Raw genomic sequence first — 17,648 nt, 5'->3', positions numbered from 1 at the left:
ACGAGGACGTCAAAGCAAAGGATGTTCCTGACAACATGACGGATATCGACCCGCGCGACTGCGCGACCATGGCAGAGCTGCGTGACGTCATCGACCGATTGGACCGGGACCTCGTGGCGGTACTGGCACTCAGGCAACGCTGTATCGCGAGGGCGGCGGAACTGAAGCCAAGCGAAGGTCTGCCCGCAGACATCCCTGCACGCGTCGAAGATGTGCTCCAGAAGGTCGGGGTGTCCGCCGACGCACAGGGCGTGGACCGAGAACTGATGACGCAGATCTGGAAACAGCTGATCCGTTGGTCCATTCGGTACGAAGAAACATTGATGGCCCAAACAGGGCGCAACGAGGGAAACTGACATGACGGCGAAGGTGATCGACGGGAAAGCGTTCGCGGCAGGGCTTCGTGAAAAGATCGGTGGCGAAGTCGCGAGGCTGCGCGAAGAGCATGGGGTCGTGCCAGGCTTGGCGGTTGTGCTGGTCGGTGAAGATCCTGCCAGCCAAGTCTATGTGCGTTCCAAGGGTCGCCAGACGGTCGAAGCGGGCATGGAGAGCTTTGAGTATCGTTTGCCTGCCGAGACCGATCAAGAAACGCTTGTTACATTGATCCGCGACCTGAACAGCGACCCGAAGGTGCATGGTATTCTCGTTCAGTTGCCGCTGCCGGACCAACTGGACGAAGCATTGGTCATCGCGGAGATCAGCCCTGACAAGGATGTTGACGGGTTTCATGTCTCTAATGTCGGCCTCCTCAACACGGGGCAGGCGTCGATGGTGCCTTGTACACCCCTGGGGTCGTTGATGTTGCTGAAGGATCAGTTGGGCGATTTGTCCGGCCTTGAGGCTGTCGTCGTCGGACGGTCGAATATCGTCGGCAAACCCATGGTGCAGCTTTTGCTGGGCGAGAACTGCACGGTAACACTGGCACATTCTCGCACCAAGGATTTGCCTGCAGTGACCCGCCGCGCCGATATTCTGGTTGCGGCGGTCGGGCGTCCAGAGATGATCAAGGGCGACTGGATCAAACCGGGTGCGACCGTGATCGATGTGGGGATCAACCGCATCCCGACGACAGACGGCAAGTCTCGCCTTGTTGGTGACGTAGATTACGCAGCGGCGGCTGCAGTTGCAGGAGCAATCACGCCCGTGCCGGGTGGTGTCGGCCCCATGACCATTGCTTGTCTGCTGGCGAACACGCTTACGGCTTGTTGTCGGCAGAATGACTTGCCTGACGTCAGACTGTAGGCGCTTCCATTCAGACTTTCTTAACCTTTCCGCGCCAGCGATAGAACAGGGGCTTGGAGCGTTGAGGGTTGGAAGATTTGGTGTTGTACGAGTCGTGCGGAGTGCTGCCGGTATCAACTGTCCGCGATATTAGGCGCGTAGTGCCGTGCTGGATGCTGGTGGAACTTGACTGCCTTGTCCTTGCGAGGTCGCGTGGCGTGGTAAAGGTTGACCGGTCTGTACTGGATGTTGTCCGCTTGCATCGACGCATCGGCGGTGTGGTTCGCTTCTCGGGTTCGCTTGTGAATGCGCGCGCCGCCGATATCTTGGAACGCCTCGGAGCCGGGCCTATATGTTCCAGGTCATCTTCTATGGACGAGGCTACGGCACCAATTATTGTGGGGCGCCGCTCGTTTGTAAGCAACTATATGCGCCCAGCAGCGAGGCTCCTGATCGCGCGGAGCAGCCTGCAAGACAAAGCCGAACTACGCACGCAGGCGAGACGTTGTGTAGTCCTGCCCGCGCCTGATTGGATCGAGATACAAGTATAACTATCCGTTTGCGGACGGGGGTGTCTGCTACTGGACGATGGTGGCCTCCGTTTTGTCCCGTATTTCCTGCTCGGATACGCCGTCGGCGACTTCCACGATCTTCAGCCCGCCGTCGACGACGTCGAGAACGCCAAGATTCGTGATGATCCTGTCGACGACGCCAGCGCCTGTCAGGGGCAGAGTGCATTCTTTCAGCAGCTTTGACTCGCCATGCTTGTTTGTATGGTCCATCACGACGACGACCCGCTGCACGCCCGCGACCAGATCCATCGCACCACCCATGCCTTTGACCAGCTTGCCGGGAATCATCCAATTGGCCAGATCACCATTTTCCGCAACTTCCATTGCCCCGAGGATGGCACAGGCGATCTTGCCGCCCCGGATCATGGCAAAGCTCTGGGCGTTGTCGAAATAGGCGGTACGGCTGAGTTCCGTGATGGTCTGCTTGCCTGCATTGATAAGGTCGGGGTCTTCCTCGCCCTCGTAGGGAAAGGGCCCCATGCCCAGCATGCCGTTTTCGGATTGCAGCGTGATATCCTTGTCGCCGACATAGTTGGCAACAAGTGTCGGAATGCCGATCCCGAGGTTTACATACATGCCGTCTTCGAGTTCTTCCGCCGCGCGCGCGGCCATCTGATTGCGATCCCAGGGCATCAGCTGTCCTCCCGCTTGCGTGTCGTGCGCTGCTCGATGCGCTTTTCGTGCTGGCCTTCGATCAGGCGATGGACATAGATGCCCGGCAGGTGGATGTGATCGGGATCCAGAGATCCGCGTGGGACAATTTCCTCGACCTCGCAGATGCAGATCTTACCACAGGTTGCCGCCGGCGGGTTGAAGTTGCGCGCGGTCTTGCGGAACACCAGATTGCCCGTGTCATCCGCCTTCCACGCCTTCACGATCGAGATATCCGCGACAATCCCACGCTCGAGAATATACGTCTCGCCGTCGAAATCCTTGTGCTCCTTGCCTTCGGCGATTTGCGTCCCGACGCCCGTCTTCGTGTAGAAGCCCGGGATACCAGCACCGCCTGCGCGCATCCGTTCGGCCAATGTGCCTTGGGGGTTGAACTCCAGTTCCAGTTCGCCCGACAGGTATTGGCGCATGAATTCCGCGTTCTCGCCGACATAGGACGACATCATCTTCTTGACCTGTTTCGTCTGCAGAAGGATGCCAAGCCCGAAATCGTCCACGCCCGCATTGTTCGAGGCCACGGTCAGATCCTTGGTGCCTGCGTCCCGGATTGCAGCGATCAGCAGTTCCGGAATGCCACACAACCCGAAGCCGCCCGCCGCAATCGTCATCCCGTCAAAGAGCAGCCCGTCGAGGGCGCTTTTCGCATCGGGGTAAATCTTCTTCATGTCAGACCTCCCGTGTCATCGATTGACATAGGTTTCGCGCTTGCAGCATTGGCTGTCAACGTGGTGGCGTTAACAATCGGCGCCGACCATCAGGAGGCCTTGGTTTTCTTCTTCGCTATCGCTTTCTTTTTGGTGGCAGGCTTTTTCTTCGTGCCCTTCTTGGCGGATTTCTCTGCGATCAATTCCAGCGCCTGTTCCAGTGTGATGTCTTCAGGTTCGACATCCTTGGGCAGGGTCGCATTCACCTTCTCCCATTTGACGTAGGGTCCGTAGCGGCCCTTCATGACCGCGACAGCTCCACCGTCCGGATGTTCGCCCAGTTCTTTTAATGGCGTTGCAGCAGCGGCACGACCGCGCTTGGGCTTGGAGGCGAGCACTTCAACCGCACGGTTCATCCCGATCGTGAACACATCCTCGATGTCGTCGAGGTTGGCGTTGGTGCCGCCCTTGAACGAGATACTCTCGGCATGCTTCAGATACGGGCCATAGCGTCCGATATTAGACCAAATCATCACACCGTCTTCAGGGTGTGGCCCGATTTGGCGGGGCAAGGACAGCAGCTTCAGAGCCTGTTCAAGGTCAACCTCTTCGGCGGGCCAGCTCTTGGGAATTGATTGGCGCGGTGGCTTCTTGTTGTCGTCGGTGACCTCGCCTCGCTGCACGTAAGGGCCGAAGCGCCCCTTGAACGCGTAGATATTGTCGCCTTCGTCTTCACCCAGCAGCTTGCCTTCCGGTGGAATACCCGCACCTTCGCTGTCTTCGATCCCCGGAGGACCGAAGGGGCGTGTATAACGGCACTCGGGATAGTTTGAACATCCGATGAAAGCCCCACCTGATCGCGCCGTTCGCATTGACAACCGGCCATCGCCGCAGTTCGGGCACAAGCGCGGGTTGGAGCCGTCTTCCTTTGGCGGAAACAGGTGCGGCTCCAGCACTTCGTCGATCTTGTCCAGCACTTCGCCGATCCGCAGGTCGGCCGTTTCGGCGATTGCAGCGGCAAAGTCGCGCCAGAAGTTCTGAAGCACGTCCTTGTAGTCGCGAGCACCGGCCGACACATCGTCGAGTTGGTTTTCCAGATCGGCGGTAAAGTCGTAACCCACATATTTGCGGAAGTAACTGACCAGGAAGATCGTGACCAACCGCCCCTTGTCTTCCGGGATCAGCCGGTTCTTTTCCTTCACCACATAGCCGCGATCCTGGATCGTGGTCACGATGGAGGCGTAGGTGGATGGACGTCCGATGCCCAACTCTTCCATTCGTTTGACCAGCGTGGCTTCGGTGTAACGGGGCGGTGGTTGTGTAAAGTGCTGCTCGGGCAGAATGTCGGACTTCTTGAGCGCGTCGCCTTCGGACATCTGGGGCAGGCGCTTGTCGTCGTCATCAACGACCACGTCGTCGCGGCCTTCCTCGTAGACTTTCAGGAAGCCATCGAACAGCACGACCTGTCCGGTTGCACGCAGTACGACCTGACCATCGTTGCTGCCTAAATCCACTGTCGTGCGCTCCAGACGAGCGGCAGACATCTGGCTGGCCAGCGTGCGTTTCCAGATCAGGTCATACAGCTTACGTTGGTCATCGTCCGTTACGCGCACCGAACGCGGATCGCGCGACATGTCCGTGGGGCGAATGCATTCGTGCGCTTCCTGTGCGTTCTTGGCCTTGTTCTTGTACATGCGCGGGCTCTTGGGGACGTAGTCATCTCCGTAGCGCGACTTGATCTCGTCCCGCGCGGCCATCACGGCTTCGGGTGCCATGTCGATCCCATCAGTCCGCATATAGGTAATGTGACCAGCTTCGTAGAGGCGTTGTGCAAGACTCATTGTCTGACGCGCGCCGTAGCCGAACTTGCGGCTGGCTTCTTGTTGCAATGTCGAGGTCATGAAGGGCGCTGACGGGTTGCGGTTGGCAGGCTTTGCTTCAACCGACTGCACGGACAGGTCGCGCGACGTAACCGCTTGAACCGCCAGTTCAGCCGCTTCGGAGTTCGGGATGTCGAATTTGTCGAGCTTCTTGCCGCCCAGAACCGTCAGCCGCGCCTCGAAGCGTTGACCGCGCGGTGTTTCCAGCACGGCTTTCACGGTCCAGTATTCCTGTGGGCGGAAAGCTTCGATTTCCATCTCGCGTTCGACGATCAGGCGCAGGCAAACTGATTGCACGCGTCCAGCCGATTTGGCGCCGGGCAGTTTACGCCACAGCACAGGCGACAGGTTGAAGCCCACGAGATAGTCCAGCGCGCGGCGGGCCAGGTACGCCTCCACCAGCGGCGCGTCGACTTGACGGGGGTTTTTCATCGCTTCGGTCACGGCGGATTTGGTAATCGCGTTGAAGACGACCCGGCTGACCTCGGTGGATTTCTTGATCGCCTTGCGCTTTGACAGCGCTTCCTGGAGGTGCCAGCTGATGGCTTCGCCTTCGCGATCCGGGTCGGTCGCCAGGATCAGTTTGTCGTCATTTGCGAGCGCATCCGCGATGGCCTTCACATGTTTGCGAGAGTCGGTCGCGATCTCCCATTTCATGTCGAAATCATGCTCCGGATCGACTGATCCGTCCTTGGGCGGCAAGTCTCGAACATGCCCGTAAGAGGCAAGAACGGTGTAGTCATCGCCCAGATATTTGTTGATTGTCTTGGCTTTAGCTGGCGACTCTACGACGACGACCGGCATGTGGATCCCCTTGAAGGCCCATAAGAAAACTTCGGGCTAGATGGGGTGCTTGACCGGGGAATGTCAATGTTGGTCGCTAGAATAGGCTGTTTCACCGAGCGATATCATTCCGCCCGCATGCCGAATGATCATCCCGTCGAGTTCAAGATCCAGCAGAACAGGCGAGACGATCTGCGCGGGCTGCTTCAGGTCGCGGATAAGTTGATCCTCGGCCAGTGGAGTCGGGCCTAGCCGTGCAAGTATCGTGCTCTGGAGGTCATCGGCCGAGGCACGCCGCTGTGCCTTTTGTTTCGTGGATGTCGTCCTCGGACCCTGGGGATGGCCGCCACTTTTGATCCTGTCGAGCGCAACGCGAGCCTGAGATCGCCAATCCGTACGAGGCAAGGGACAATAAGCCGGGCCGGGAGGGTCATCCTGCGCGCCGAGGGCTTCGATCACATCCGCTGCGTTTCTGATTAGGCGGGCTCCGTCTCGCAACAACATGTTGCAGCCTGTTCCTCGCCCGTCGAAGGGATGCGCCGGGACCGCCATGACCTCGCGCCCTTGGTCCAAAGCGTTCCTTGCTGTGATCAAGCTGCCGGATCGGGCGGCCGCCTCAACGACCACCAGCCCCTGAGCCAATCCGGAAATGAGTCGGTTGCGGGGTGGGAAATGTCGGGCGTGGGGCTTTAACCCGATAGGTTGTTCGGACAGCCGCAGGCCGGAAATCCCGATGCGGTCGAACAATTCGCGATTCTCGGCCGGGTAAAGTACGTCCACACCGCCGCCCAAGACGGCCAGTGTCCCCGTTGGTAGGGCACCCCAATGCGCACTGGCATCGATCCCTCGCGCCAAGCCAGACACGACAATGTATCCCGCTTCGCCGAGCTCCGCGGCCAGTTGACGCGCCATGCGATCTCCCAGTCCCGAGGCGTTGCGAGCACCAACCATTGAGATCATTGGGCGGCTCAGGATACCCTTGTCGCCTATGGCCCATAAGATCGGTGGGGCATCGTCAATCTTTGCGAGACTTTCTGGATAATCCGGTTCGCCAAAGCAGATCAGGGTGGCGCCTCTTTTTTGGCCGCGGTTGTATTCTGTCTCGATGTCGACTTCGGAAGCAGGGCTGTAATCTTTGATCTGTGCAGCCCTGGCGATTTCGGGCAGAGCGTCAATCGCTGCGGTCGCCGATCCGTGTTCGTGCATCAATCTAAAGAATGTCGCCGGACCCACCTTCCGGGACCGATAAAGGCGAAGCCACGATAACCTGTCCTCGTCCGTCTCTGGTGGGGTGAGGGGTGTGAAGTTGGAGGAAAACAGTTCTTCTCTCATCATGGCTTCGCCCAAGGGGTGACGCCATCAGTGCGCGAGTTGGGTTAATTCAAGGTAAACGGATCAGCTGTCACGAAACTTTCACGCTGCGGCTCCACCGACGGTCAGACCGCCAATCATCAATGTCGGCTGTCCGACGCCGACCGGCACCCATTGTCCGGCCTTACCGCAATTGCCAATGCCCGGATCAAGTTGCATGTCGTTGCCTATAGCGCGCACATGTTGCAGCGCGGTTGGACCGTCGCCGATCAGCGTGGCACCTTTCACCGGATTGCCGACTTGGCCGTTCTTCACGCGATAGGCTTCGGTGCAGGAGAAAACGAACTTGCCGTTGGTAATGTCCACCTGACCGCCGCCGAACCCCACAGCGTAGATACCATCCTTCAGATCCGCCAGGATATCGGTAGGGGCGCTTTGCCCCGCCAGCATATAAGTGTTGGTCATACGCGGCATAGGAGGGTGCGCAAAGCTTTGGCGGCGACCGTTGCCGGTCGCAGGGACACCCATAAGGCGGGCGTTTTGTCGGTCCTGCATGTAGCCAACCAGAACCCCGTCTTCGATCAGGACATTGCGCGCCGATGGCGTACCTTCGTCGTCTATGGTGATAGATCCTCGCCGGTCGGGAATCGTTCCGTCATCGACCACGGTGATTCCCTTGGATGCGACTTGTTGGCCCAACAACCCGGCAAAAGCGGAGGATCCCTTGCGGTTGAAATCGCCCTCCAGCCCGTGTCCGATCGCTTCATGCAGCAAGATTCCAGGCCAGCCGGGGCCAAGGACAATATCCATTACGCCGGCAGGGGCTGATTCGGCCTTCAGGTTCACACTCGCGATTCGCAGCGCTTCTTGCGTTGCTTTTTGCCAGTGGTCGGTCGCGATCAATCCCACCAGCCCCGCCCGTCCGCCGGAGCCGGCCATGCCACTTTCGCGACGTCCGTTCTCCTCCAGGATCACCGAGACATTCAGCCGAGTCATCGGGCGTATGTCCGACACCTGATACCCATCAGGACGCAGAATCATCACTTCCTGCTGTGATGCGCCGAGGCTTGCGGACACTTGGACCACGCGCGGGTCGAGGTCGCGGGCATAGGCGTCGATCTGTTTCAGGATATCCACCTTCTGTGCGAAAGTGGCGTCGAGCAGCGGATCAGTGTCGCTGTAAACCTTCTCATTCCTGCCCCGCGGGGCAGGGGCCAAAACCCCGCCGCCATCGCCTACTGCCAGACGAACCGTGTCGGCGGCGCGTTTAAGCGATTCCTCGGAGATTTCTGTCGAATGAGCGTAACCCGTTGTTTTGCCTCGCACGGCGCGCAGGCCAAAGCCTTCGGACGCGTCGTATCCCGCATTGCGCAACCGTCCGTCATCGAAGCTTAGCGTTTCAGAACGGTTGCGTTCGAAGAAGATTTCTCCGTCGTCCGCTCCGTTCGTCGCAGCCCGCAAGGTTTTCAGTGCGGCGGCTTCATCAATCATGGTATCAAAGGGTCTGAAGCGGTCGCTGGGCATGTCGACGGGTATCCTGTGTTGTTACAAAAGCAACGCTAAAGGCGCGGGAAACCACGCTGTAGCCTTGTCGGTTCCGTCCAAATATGGTTTTTCACCGCGCAAGAGCAATGGAGGAGTGTTTGCGGGACCGGGATTCCAGCCGTGACAGCCCCCAGACACGACATTCGACGGGAAGCACATATGCCACTGAAACTGCCGTTCATTGGATTTTCATCCGCCGCCGCTACGCTGTTCGCGACTACGGCCGCAAACGCTCAAGACGCCTTGGCCGATCTGCCGGTGGTAGGTAAACCGCATGCAGGCGGAATGGGCTTTCAGGAAGCGGCGACCGAATTGGCCCGCGATCTGCAATGGCTGGACCATTTCATCCTAATCATCATTACGGTCATCGTGTTGTTCGTCGTTGCATTGCTGGCTTGGGTGATTCTGCGGTTCAACCGCAAGGCCAACCCGAACCCTGCCAAGTTCACGCACAACTCGCCGCTAGAGGTGGCTTGGACCATCGTGCCGATCCTGATCCTCGTCTTCATCGGTGCGTTCTCGCTGCCGATTCTGTTCAAGCAACAGGAAATCCCGGACGCGGACATCACGATCAAGGCGACAGGCTACCAGTGGTACTGGGGCTATGAATACGTCGACGAGGGCTTCGGCTTCGATGCGCTGATGCTTCAGCGTGATCAATTGGCAGAATATGGCTATAATGACGATGAATACCTGCTGGCGGCTGACCATGCGCTTGTTCTGCCCGTGGGCAAGACCGTGGTCATTCAAGTCACCGGGGCCGACGTGATCCATTCCTGGACCGTCCCTGCCTTCGGCGTGAAACAGGATGCCGTTCCGGGTCGTCTGGCCGAACTTTGGTTCGAAGCCGAGAAAGAGGGCGTGTATTTCGGCCAGTGTTCGGAACTGTGCGGCAAGGATCACGCTTATATGCCGATCACCGTCAAGGTTGTCAGCGACGAAGCTTACCAGCAATGGCTGGAAGGTGCGCGCGAGGAATATGCGGGAATTCCCGCGACGTATAAGCTGGCGCTCAACTGAGCGGACTGGCATGAGGCGGCCCAAGCGGCCGCCTTGGAGTAAGACATGACCGATACGAGCCTTTCAGTTCAGACCGGAGACGCCAGTTTCGGCGACTATTTCGCGTTGTTGAAGCCACGCGTGATGTCGCTGGTTGTCTTTACTGCGCTGGTGGGTTTGTTGGTGGCTCCGGTCCCCGTTCACCCGATGATCGCGTTCACCTCGGTGCTGTTCATTGCTCTTGGCGGCGGTGCGTCGGGTGCGCTGAACATGTGGTGGGATTCGGATATCGACGCAGTGATGAAGCGGACCCGTGGTCGCCCGATCCCGTCCGGCCGCGTGACGCGAGATGACGCACTTGCGCTTGGGCTTGGACTGTCGGGCTTGTCCGTCCTGATGCTGGGGCTGGCCTCGAACTGGCTGGCAGCCGGGCTTCTTGCCTTCACTATCTTCTTCTACGCGGTCGTCTACACGATGTGGCTGAAGCGTTGGACGCCACAGAACATCGTCATTGGCGGTGCGGCGGGCGCGTTCCCCCCGATGATCGGATGGGCGGCGGCAACGGGTTCGATTTCGATTGAAAGCGTCCTGATGTTCGCACTGACATTCATGTGGACGCCGCCCCATTTCTGGGCGCTGGCTTTGTTCATGAAGTCGGACTACGACGATGCGGGCGTGCCGATGCTGACCGTCACACATGGTCGCCGGTCCACGCGGGTGCACATACTTGTCTACACGGTGCTTCTGGCGTTGGTTGCTGGCGGCGTGGCGTTTTCCAGCATTGGCGGCCCGGTCTACGCGGCGACCGCCATTGTCGTGAACCTGTGGTTCCTGAAGGGTGCCGTGGCGATCTGGCGCCGCGACGAGGCGATGGCCGAGGCAGACAAATACGCTGTTGAGAAACGCTTCTTCTGGGTTTCGCTGTTCTACCTGTTCGCGCTGTTTAGTGCCTTGCTGCTCGACACTGCGCTGGTGCGTTTCGGGCTGGAGCTGTTTTGATGGAATTTCCTAAGGAACATGAGCTGCATCGACGTCGCTTCGGGCGCAACCTGGGTGTCGGGCTTTGCCTGCTCGGTTTTGTCGCGATCATCTTTGGACTGACCGTTGCTAAGGTCACCTCCGGAAACATGAGCGAAGGGTTCGATCACGCTGTTCGTCCTTCGCTGACTGTCGAAGGAGATCAATAGTGGCGCTGCAAAAGCAACAGAAAACGGCCCTTATGACCGTCGGGGTCATTGTCGTGATGGGAAGCCTGGCCTGGGCAGCGATCCCGCTTTACAACCTGTTCTGCCGTGTGACAGGCTATGGTGGCACGACGGCGGCGGCGGACGCCGGATCCGACGTTGTCCTCCAAGACACCGTAAAGATTCGTTTCGACGCGTCGCTGGAACGTGGCATGCCCTGGGAATTCAAGCCGGTTGAACGCGAGATGGAACTCAAGATCGGTGAAACAGGTCTGGCGTTTTACGAAGCTTACAACCCGACCGATCATCCGATCGCGGGGACGGCAAGCTACAACGTCGCCCCATTTTCGGCGGGTAGCTACTTTACCAAGATCGATTGCTTCTGTTTCAAGATGCAGGTTCTTCAACCCGGCGAGCGGGTAGAGATGCCGGTGACCTTCTACGTGGACCCGGAAATCGTCGAGGGCCGCGAAGCAAAGTTTGTCCATACGATCACGCTTTCATATACTTTCCATGAAACCGATATGCCCGAGGCCGCGGCTGCGTTGAGCACGGAGTCAACGGTGTCGGTGAACTAGAAGCCAACGAGGGAACAATGGCTCACGCAAAGAACCACGACTTTCACATCTTATCGCCCTCGCTGTGGCCGTTTCTGGCATCTGTCGGGGCGTTCTTCATGCTGTCCGGCGCGGTGCTTTGGATGCATGGCCACGGTCCGTGGCTGTTCCTGATCGGTGCAGCGGTTATCGCTTACGTCATGTATGGCTGGTGGGCTGATACGATCATCGAAGACCGCGAAGGGGATCACACGCCGGTTGTGCTGATCGGGCTTCGCTACGGCTTCATGCTGTTCATCATGTCCGAGATCATGTTCTTTGCGGCGTGGTTCTGGTCTTTCTTCAAGCATGCACTGTATCCAGGTGGCCCAGAATTACCCGCCGAGTACCAGACATGGCCTCCCACCGGGATCGAGACGTTTGATCCTTGGCACCTGCCGCTGATCAATACGTTGATCCTGCTCTGTTCGGGTTGTGCAGCGACGTGGGCGCACCACGCGCTGGTGCATGACAATAACAACCGTCAGGACATCAAGCACGGACTGATTCTTGCGATTGCACTGGGCGCGCTGTTCACCTTCTTCCAAGCCTACGAGTACGGCCACGCAGCCTTTGGATTTGCGGGCAACATCTACGGTGCAAACTTCTTCATGGCGACGGGCTTCCACGGCGCGCACGTCATTATCGGTACGATCTTCCTGTTCGTTTGCCTGATGCGGACCTATGCAGGCGATTTTACGCCGGAACGCCATTTCGGGTTCGAAGCAGCCGCTTGGTACTGGCACTTCGTAGACGTGGTCTGGCTGTTCCTGTTCGGTGCGATCTACATCTGGGGCGGCTGATCGGCGGTTGAAACCCTCGCAGCAAATCGCATAAATCAGGCGCGGCCAATCTGGCCGCGTCTTTCTGTTCCGGAGCCCGCCATTTGTTACGCCGCCTGATCCTGCCGCTGTTGTTCGGAGCGTTTGGTGTGACTGTATTGGTGTCGCTTGGCATCTGGCAGATGCATAGGCTTGAATGGAAGGAAGGCGTGTTGGCCGAGATCGATGCGCGCATCGGTGCCGCGCCGGTTGACATCCCTGATCAGCCTGACCCCGAGGATGACCGTTTCCTGCCCGTGAAGGCAAGCGGGCGTACCACCGGGCAGAGCGTTCTGGTCCAATCCAGCCACAAGCAACTTGGCGCGGGGTTCCGCCTGATCGAGGTGTTCGAAACCGACGAACGCCGCATCCTGCTGGATCGCGGGTTCCTTCGTGCCGCGGACAAAAAAGCTGATTTCCCGCCAGTTGACTTGACGGTTGCCGGCAATCTGCACTGGCCCGATGAGGTCGACGGTTTCACCCCGGAGCCGGACATCGAAACCGGCCTCTGGTTTGCGCGGGACATTCCGTCGCTTTCGGATTACCTGGGTACCGAGCCCGTGTTGCTTGTTCTGCGCACCAGCGATGACGACAACGCCGATCTGATCCCGTTGCCGGTAGACAGCAGCGGCATCCCGAACGACCATCTCGAATACGCCATCACCTGGTTTTTGCTGGCCGTGGTGTGGGCTGTCATGACCGGCTATTTGATTTACACATTGCGAGCACGAACAACGGAAGGCCCGCGCATATGAAATACGTGTCCACCCGAGGCTCCGCGCCTGTCCTGAGTTTCGAAGAAGCGATGCTGACGGGGCTCGCGCGCGATGGTGGGTTGTATGTCCCCGAGACGATCCCGACCATGACGCCGGCTGATATCGCCGCGCTGGCAGGGCAGCCCTATGAGGAGGTCGCTTTCCGGGTGATGAAGCCGTTCATTGGCGACGCGTTCACGGATGAAGAATTTTCCGATATCATTGCGCGCGCGTATGCCGGTTTTGACCATGCGGCACGCGCGCCGATGGTGCAGCTTGGTGCGAACCATTTTCTGCTGGAACTGTTCCACGGCCCGACCCTCGCCTTCAAAGACTTCGCCATGCAGTTGATCGGCCAGATGTTCGAAGCGGCGCTGAAACGCCGTGGCGACCGTGTTACGATCGTGGGGGCGACCAGTGGCGACACCGGGTCCGCTGCGATTGAAGCGTTTCGTGGCCTCGATGCGGTGGACGTGTTTATCCTGTTTCCCGATGGCCGTGTGTCCGAGGTGCAGCGTCGTCAGATGACAACCCCTGATGATGCCAACGTCCATGCCCTGGCGTTGCACGGCGATTTCGACGATTGCCAGGCGCGCCTGAAGGACATGTTCAACCATTTCGAGTTCCGTGATGGCGTGAAGCTTGCGGGCGTAAACTCGATCAATTGGGCGCGGGTACTGGCGCAGGTCGTCTACTACTTCACATCTGCGACCGCGCTTGGTGCGCCGCATCGAGAAGTGAGCTTTACCGTTCCGACCGGCAATTTCGGCGATATCTTTGCAGGTTACATCGCCAAGCGAATGGGGCTGCCCATCAAGCGGCTGGTCATCGCGACGAACCAGAACGATATCCTGCACCGCACCATGCTATCGGGGGCCTATACCAAAGCAGGCGTATCCCCGTCGATCAGCCCCTCGATGGACATCCAGGTGTCGTCGAATTTCGAGCGCGCCCTGTTTGACGCCTATGGGCGCGATGGCGCTGCGGTTGCCCAGCAGATGCAGGACTTGCAGGCCGGGGGTGGCTTTACGATCAGCCAGGGCGCGATCGATCGCCTGCGAGAGTTGTTCGACAGTGGGCGCGCATCCGAAGAGGAAACCACGGCCACGATCCGCGCGATGTATGAGAGCACAGGCGAGATCATGTGCCCGCACACTGCCGTCGCGGTTAAGGTCGCGCAGGAGCATTTGGCGGGTGACGTTCCGATGATCACCCTGTCGACTGCACATCCCGCGAAGTTTCCCGACGCGGTCGAGGCGGCCATCGGTATCCGTCCGGGCCTTCCAAAACACATGGCTGATCTGTATGAGCGTCCGGAACGTATGCGGCAGGTCGCCAATGACCTGACCGCGATTGAGACGCTGATCAAGGAGCAGATCGCGACGTGAGCGTGAATATACATCGACTGGCCAACGGCATGCGGATCGTGACCGAATCCATGCCGGGGTTGAAATCCGCCTCCATTGGTTTGTGGGTCTCGGCAGGCGGGCGGCACGAGCGCCCCGAGCAGAATGGCATCGCGCATTTTCTGGAACACATGGCCTTCAAGGGCACCAAGCGCCGCAACGCATTGCAGATTGCCGAGGCGATTGAAGATGTGGGTGGCTATATCAATGCCTATACCAGCCGAGAAGTAACCGCTTACTACGCGCGCGTACTTCAAGACGATGTGATACTGGCTCTGGATGTCATTTCCGACATCGTGCTGAACCCCGTCTTCGACCAGCGCGAGATCGAAGTCGAACGCGGCGTGATCCTTCAGGAGATCGGGCAGGCGCTCGACACGCCCGACGACATCGTTTTCGACTGGTTGCAGGAAGTCGCATATCCTGATCAGCCTATGGGCCGCACGATTCTTGGCCCGGCCGAACGTGTGGGCGGCTTCGGTCGTGATGATCTTGCGGGTTTTGTTGGAGAACGCTACGGGCCGGAGCAGATGATCTTGTCCGCCGCCGGTGCCGTTGATCACGACCAGATCGTGCGCGAGGCCGAGAAGATTTTCGGGCACATGACACCAGTGAAATTCTTGGACCCCATCGCGGCGCGTTTTTCTGGTGGCGAGTTCCGTCGCGAGAAACAGTTGGAACAGGCACATTTCACCCTTGGCCTGGAAAGCCCGAACTACCGTGACACCGAAATTTACACCGCGCAAATCTATGCCAACGCCCTTGGTGGAGGCATGTCATCGCGGTTGTTCCAGGAACTGCGTGAGCGGCGCGGACTGTGTTACACGATCTTCGCGCAGGCAGGGGCATATGCTGATACGGGTATGCTGACGATCTATGCCGGCACGGGTGGCGATCAACTTCAGGGGCTAGCCGAAGTCACGATTGACGAGCTTCGGAAAGCCGCAGATGGCATGACCACCGAAGAATTGGAACGTGCCCGCGCGCAGATGAAGGCGGGGATGCTGATGGGGCTCGAAAGCCCGTCTGCGCGTGCGGAACGTCTGGCCCGTATGCTGTCGATCTGGGATCGGGTGCCGGAGCTTGACGAGGCGGTCGAGCGGATCGACGCGGTTACGTTGGCCGACCTTCGGGAATTTGGCGGGAAGCTGAATGCCAGGAGCCCCGCCGCCATGGCGCTTTATGGCCCGGTATCGACGGCGCCATCGCTCGATAGTCTCAGGGAGCGTCTGGCAGCATGATGCTCCTGCGCCGACGGCAGGTGTTGCTCGCATCCGAGCGTATGCAACTCCGACCGCCGGTGCATGGGGACTATCGCCAGTGGTCGGAGTTGCGGCGCGAAAGCGCGTCTTTCCTGAAACCCTGGGAACCGCAATGGGCTGCCGACCATCTGACCCGCCGGGCGTTCAACAATCGGGTCTACTGGGCGCAGCGATCAGTCAGCGGCGGCTCTGCGTTGCCATTGTTTCTGATCCGGCGCGACGACGATGCGCTGATGGGGGCCATCACGCTTGACAATATCCGACGCGGTCCCGCGCAGTCCGGTACGCTGGGATACTGGATCGGGGAACGATACGCGCGCCAAGGGTTCATGCGCGAAGCGATCCGCGCAGTGACCGATCACGCCTTCCGGAAACTTGATCTGAGCCGCATCGAAGCAGCCTGCCTTCCCGACAATGCTGCCTCGCGCGGTGTGCTGGAAGCGTGCGGTTTCAAGTATGAAGGTGTTGCGCAAAGCTACCTGCAAATTCACGGGCGTTGGCGGAATCACGTTCTGTATGCCATCCTGCGATCAGACAGGCGGGGCCGCACCGAAACGGGCTGACTGCTGACGACCCTCAGCCGGCCAGTGGCTTCGTGACACATCGGAGATGGCGAATGTTGCGAGCCCTTCTAGCTACACTTCTGATCCTGCCCTCCGCGGCGCTGGCGCAAGACCGTATTCCAAGCCATTGCATTGCTCTGGCGGATCACACGCAGGGTATCGAGTATCTGCATAAGGCGGCGTTTACTGATGCGGTCCAGGACGAAACAATCCGCCTGCGCTACATCGACCATGCGAGCTTTCTGTTGCAAACTGCGGGCGGCCTGAGCGTCGTGACGGATTACACCGGCTATCTGGGCGATGTGGACTTTGTGCCGACCGTCGTGACGATGAACCACGCCCATTCATCGCACTGGACCTCTATGCCCGATGCGCGCGTGCCGCACATCTTGCCGGGCTGGAATGCGGACGGCGGACCGATCTACCATCATGTTGATCTCGGCGAGATGCTTGTCAGAAACGTGTCTACTGACATCCGTGGCTATGGCGGGATAGAAGAAGCTGGCAATTCCATCTTCATCTTCGAGGTGGCGGGGCTGTGTGTTGGGCACCTGGGTCATCTACATCACGAACCTACGCCTGAGCAGTTTGCGGCGATCGGACGGCTGGATGTGGTTATTGCCGCTGTCGATGGCGGCTATACAGTTGACCTTCCGACGATGATCCGGACGCTCAAGAGGTTCCGTTCGTCGATCATCATACCTATGCACTGGTTCGGGACAGGAACGCTGGACGCGTTTCTGACCGGTATGATGGATGAGTTCGCCATCGTCCGGGCTGGCAGCAGCGAGCTTGAGGTCTCGCTGTCGTCACTGCCGGATCGCCCGACCGTGGTGGTGCTGGAGCCACGATACCTGTCCAGCACCGAAGCGGATCAGTGACCGCTGAATTCGCATAGGCAGTGGACATCCATGCCGAGCTGTTCCAAGCGCGCCCGTCCCCCGATATCAGGCAAATCGATCACAAAGGCGCAGCCAACGATATCGCCGCCTAATCGTTCAATAAGCCGAATACCCGCTTCTGCAGTGCCGCCGGTCGCAAGAAGATCATCAACCAAAAGCACCTTTTCGCCCGGCTGAAACGCATCTTCATGGATCTCGACAGTCTCTTGTCCGTATTCGAGGGTGTAGTCCTCTGACAGGCGTTTGCCCGGCAGCTTTCCCTTTTTGCGGACAGGCACGAAACCAGCGGAAAGCTGATGCGCAACCGCGCCGCCCAGAATGAAGCCCCGCGCTTCCAGCCCGACAACCTGATCAATCCGTTGTCCGGCGAAGGGCTGCACGATCTGGTCGACGGCCATCCGGAAACCGCGTGGATCGGAGAACAGCGTTGTCACATCGCGGAACATGATCCCTTCCTTGGGAAAATCGGGGATGGTGCGAATGTAGGATTTAATGTCGGTACTCATGATCGATCCATTACGTCGGTTACGGC

General features: G+C 59.0%; 18 protein-coding genes. 12 read left to right on the top strand and 6 right to left on the bottom strand.

All coding sequences use genetic code 11. The features are described 5' to 3' along the window. Positions 1 to 35 precede the first annotated feature (35 nt). Both FPZ52_RS07755 and folD read left to right on the top strand, forming a co-directional pair. A complete protein-coding gene (locus tag FPZ52_RS07755) occupies positions 36 to 356 on the top strand; it encodes a chorismate mutase (RefSeq protein WP_146365699.1) in 321 nt (106 codons plus the stop codon). A gap of 1 nt (position 357) precedes the next feature. Continuing rightward, a complete protein-coding gene (folD, locus tag FPZ52_RS07750) occupies positions 358 to 1,242 on the top strand; it encodes a bifunctional methylenetetrahydrofolate dehydrogenase/methenyltetrahydrofolate cyclohydrolase FolD (RefSeq protein ID WP_146364902.1) in 885 nt (294 codons plus the stop codon). Positions 1,243 to 1,799: 557 nt separating this feature from the next. Here the strand turns inward: folD and FPZ52_RS07745 are convergent. The 5 genes from FPZ52_RS07745 to tldD all read right to left on the bottom strand — a co-directional run bounded on the left by FPZ52_RS07745 (position 1,800) and on the right by tldD (position 8,607). Continuing rightward, a complete protein-coding gene (locus tag FPZ52_RS07745) occupies positions 1,800 to 2,426 on the bottom strand; it encodes a 3-oxoacid CoA-transferase subunit B (protein WP_146364901.1) in 627 nt (208 codons plus the stop codon). Continuing rightward, positions 2,426 to 3,130: a CoA transferase subunit A gene (locus FPZ52_RS07740; RefSeq protein ID WP_146364856.1), complete on the bottom strand. Its 705-nt coding sequence runs from the start codon at positions 3,128 to 3,130 to the stop codon at positions 2,426 to 2,428. The genes FPZ52_RS07745 and FPZ52_RS07740 overlap by 1 nt, the downstream gene beginning before the upstream one ends. An 89-nt stretch (positions 3,131 to 3,219) precedes the next feature. Then, positions 3,220 to 5,793: a type I DNA topoisomerase gene (topA, locus tag FPZ52_RS07735; protein WP_146364900.1), complete on the bottom strand. Its 2,574-nt coding sequence runs from the start codon at positions 5,791 to 5,793 to the stop codon at positions 3,220 to 3,222. Between the two features lie 63 nt (positions 5,794 to 5,856). Next, positions 5,857 to 7,104, bottom strand: a complete 1,248-nt coding sequence (gene dprA / locus FPZ52_RS07730) for a DNA-processing protein DprA (RefSeq protein WP_146365698.1) — start codon at positions 7,102 to 7,104, stop codon at positions 5,857 to 5,859. 81 nt (positions 7,105 to 7,185) lie between these two features. Beyond that, a complete protein-coding gene (tldD, locus tag FPZ52_RS07725) occupies positions 7,186 to 8,607 on the bottom strand; it encodes a metalloprotease TldD (RefSeq protein WP_146364899.1) in 1,422 nt (473 codons plus the stop codon). Positions 8,608 to 8,787: 180 nt separating this feature from the next. Between tldD and coxB the strand changes: the two genes are divergently transcribed. The 10 genes from coxB (at position 8,788) to FPZ52_RS07675 (ending at position 17,095) form a co-directional block, all read left to right on the top strand. Then, positions 8,788 to 9,648 carry a cytochrome c oxidase subunit II gene (coxB, locus tag FPZ52_RS07720; protein WP_146364898.1) on the top strand — a complete coding sequence of 287 codons (861 nt, stop codon included), beginning with the start codon at positions 8,788 to 8,790 and terminating at the stop codon, positions 9,646 to 9,648. A gap of 45 nt (positions 9,649 to 9,693) precedes the next feature. Next, the gene (cyoE, locus tag FPZ52_RS07715) at positions 9,694 to 10,626 is read left to right on the top strand and encodes a heme o synthase (RefSeq protein WP_146364897.1); all 933 of its coding nucleotides are present in this window, start codon (positions 9,694 to 9,696) and stop codon (positions 10,624 to 10,626) included. After that, the gene (locus FPZ52_RS07710) at positions 10,626 to 10,814 is read left to right on the top strand and encodes a hypothetical protein (protein WP_146364896.1); all 189 of its coding nucleotides are present in this window, start codon (positions 10,626 to 10,628) and stop codon (positions 10,812 to 10,814) included. Before cyoE ends, FPZ52_RS07710 begins: the two co-directional genes overlap by 1 nt. Continuing rightward, entirely contained in the window at positions 10,814 to 11,389 is a 576-nt protein-coding gene (locus tag FPZ52_RS07705; protein ID WP_146364895.1) for a cytochrome c oxidase assembly protein, read from the top strand. Before FPZ52_RS07710 ends, FPZ52_RS07705 begins: the two co-directional genes overlap by 1 nt. A 17-nt stretch (positions 11,390 to 11,406) precedes the next feature. Next, positions 11,407 to 12,210 carry a cytochrome c oxidase subunit 3 gene (locus FPZ52_RS07700; protein WP_146364894.1) on the top strand — a complete coding sequence of 268 codons (804 nt, stop codon included), beginning with the start codon at positions 11,407 to 11,409 and terminating at the stop codon, positions 12,208 to 12,210. An 83-nt stretch (positions 12,211 to 12,293) separates the two neighbouring features. After that, a complete protein-coding gene (locus FPZ52_RS07695) occupies positions 12,294 to 12,983 on the top strand; it encodes an SURF1 family protein (RefSeq protein ID WP_146364893.1) in 690 nt (229 codons plus the stop codon). Continuing rightward, positions 12,980 to 14,371 carry a threonine synthase gene (gene thrC / locus FPZ52_RS07690; protein WP_146364892.1) on the top strand — a complete coding sequence of 464 codons (1,392 nt, stop codon included), beginning with the start codon at positions 12,980 to 12,982 and terminating at the stop codon, positions 14,369 to 14,371. Before FPZ52_RS07695 ends, thrC begins: the two co-directional genes overlap by 4 nt. After that, positions 14,368 to 15,630, top strand: a complete 1,263-nt coding sequence (locus tag FPZ52_RS07685) for a M16 family metallopeptidase (protein WP_146364891.1) — start codon at positions 14,368 to 14,370, stop codon at positions 15,628 to 15,630. Before thrC ends, FPZ52_RS07685 begins: the two co-directional genes overlap by 4 nt. Beyond that, on the top strand, positions 15,630 to 16,214 hold the full coding sequence (locus tag FPZ52_RS07680; RefSeq protein WP_205758619.1) for a GNAT family N-acetyltransferase: 585 nt from the start codon (positions 15,630 to 15,632) through the stop codon (positions 16,212 to 16,214). The genes FPZ52_RS07685 and FPZ52_RS07680 overlap by 1 nt, the downstream gene beginning before the upstream one ends. Before the next feature lie 53 nt (positions 16,215 to 16,267). Then, positions 16,268 to 17,095 carry an MBL fold metallo-hydrolase gene (locus FPZ52_RS07675; RefSeq protein ID WP_146364889.1) on the top strand — a complete coding sequence of 276 codons (828 nt, stop codon included), beginning with the start codon at positions 16,268 to 16,270 and terminating at the stop codon, positions 17,093 to 17,095. Here the strand turns inward: FPZ52_RS07675 and FPZ52_RS07670 are convergent. Next, positions 17,089 to 17,622 carry an adenine phosphoribosyltransferase gene (locus FPZ52_RS07670; RefSeq protein WP_146364888.1) on the bottom strand — a complete coding sequence of 178 codons (534 nt, stop codon included), beginning with the start codon at positions 17,620 to 17,622 and terminating at the stop codon, positions 17,089 to 17,091. The two genes, FPZ52_RS07675 and FPZ52_RS07670, sit on opposite strands and share 7 nt — an antisense overlap. Positions 17,623 to 17,648: the final 26 nt, after the last annotated feature.

Origin of the sequence: Qingshengfaniella alkalisoli (assembly GCF_007855645.1) — a bacterium.
In the GTDB taxonomy this organism is placed as follows: Bacteria; Pseudomonadota; Alphaproteobacteria; order Rhodobacterales; family Rhodobacteraceae; genus Qingshengfaniella; species Qingshengfaniella alkalisoli.
The sequence above is the reverse complement of the archived record's forward strand: the minus strand, read 5'-3'. Positions and strand labels throughout refer to the sequence as shown.

What these genes read in the sequence shown, in the direction of transcription:
- FPZ52_RS07675 (WP_146364889.1), top strand. Translation starts at nt 16,268, where the DNA reads ATGTTGCGAGCCCTTCTAGCTACACTTCTGATCCTGCCCTCCGCGGCG.
- dprA (WP_146365698.1), bottom strand. Translation starts at nt 7,104, where the DNA reads ATGAGAGAAGAACTGTTTTCCTCCAACTTCACACCCCTCACCCCACCA.
- thrC (WP_146364892.1), top strand. Translation starts at nt 12,980, where the DNA reads ATGAAATACGTGTCCACCCGAGGCTCCGCGCCTGTCCTGAGTTTCGAA.
- folD (WP_146364902.1), top strand. Translation starts at nt 358, where the DNA reads ATGACGGCGAAGGTGATCGACGGGAAAGCGTTCGCGGCAGGGCTTCGT.
- FPZ52_RS07755 (WP_146365699.1), top strand. Translation starts at nt 36, where the DNA reads ATGACGGATATCGACCCGCGCGACTGCGCGACCATGGCAGAGCTGCGT.
- cyoE (WP_146364897.1), top strand. Translation starts at nt 9,694, where the DNA reads ATGACCGATACGAGCCTTTCAGTTCAGACCGGAGACGCCAGTTTCGGC.
- topA (WP_146364900.1), bottom strand. Translation starts at nt 5,793, where the DNA reads ATGCCGGTCGTCGTCGTAGAGTCGCCAGCTAAAGCCAAGACAATCAAC.
- FPZ52_RS07700 (WP_146364894.1), top strand. Translation starts at nt 11,407, where the DNA reads ATGGCTCACGCAAAGAACCACGACTTTCACATCTTATCGCCCTCGCTG.
- coxB (WP_146364898.1), top strand. Translation starts at nt 8,788, where the DNA reads ATGCCACTGAAACTGCCGTTCATTGGATTTTCATCCGCCGCCGCTACG.
- FPZ52_RS07670 (WP_146364888.1), bottom strand. Translation starts at nt 17,622, where the DNA reads ATGAGTACCGACATTAAATCCTACATTCGCACCATCCCCGATTTTCCC.
- FPZ52_RS07740 (WP_146364856.1), bottom strand. Translation starts at nt 3,130, where the DNA reads ATGAAGAAGATTTACCCCGATGCGAAAAGCGCCCTCGACGGGCTGCTC.
- FPZ52_RS07680 (WP_205758619.1), top strand. Translation starts at nt 15,630, where the DNA reads ATGCTCCTGCGCCGACGGCAGGTGTTGCTCGCATCCGAGCGTATGCAA.
- tldD (WP_146364899.1), bottom strand. Translation starts at nt 8,607, where the DNA reads ATGCCCAGCGACCGCTTCAGACCCTTTGATACCATGATTGATGAAGCC.
- FPZ52_RS07710 (WP_146364896.1), top strand. Translation starts at nt 10,626, where the DNA reads ATGGAATTTCCTAAGGAACATGAGCTGCATCGACGTCGCTTCGGGCGC.
- FPZ52_RS07745 (WP_146364901.1), bottom strand. Translation starts at nt 2,426, where the DNA reads ATGCCCTGGGATCGCAATCAGATGGCCGCGCGCGCGGCGGAAGAACTC.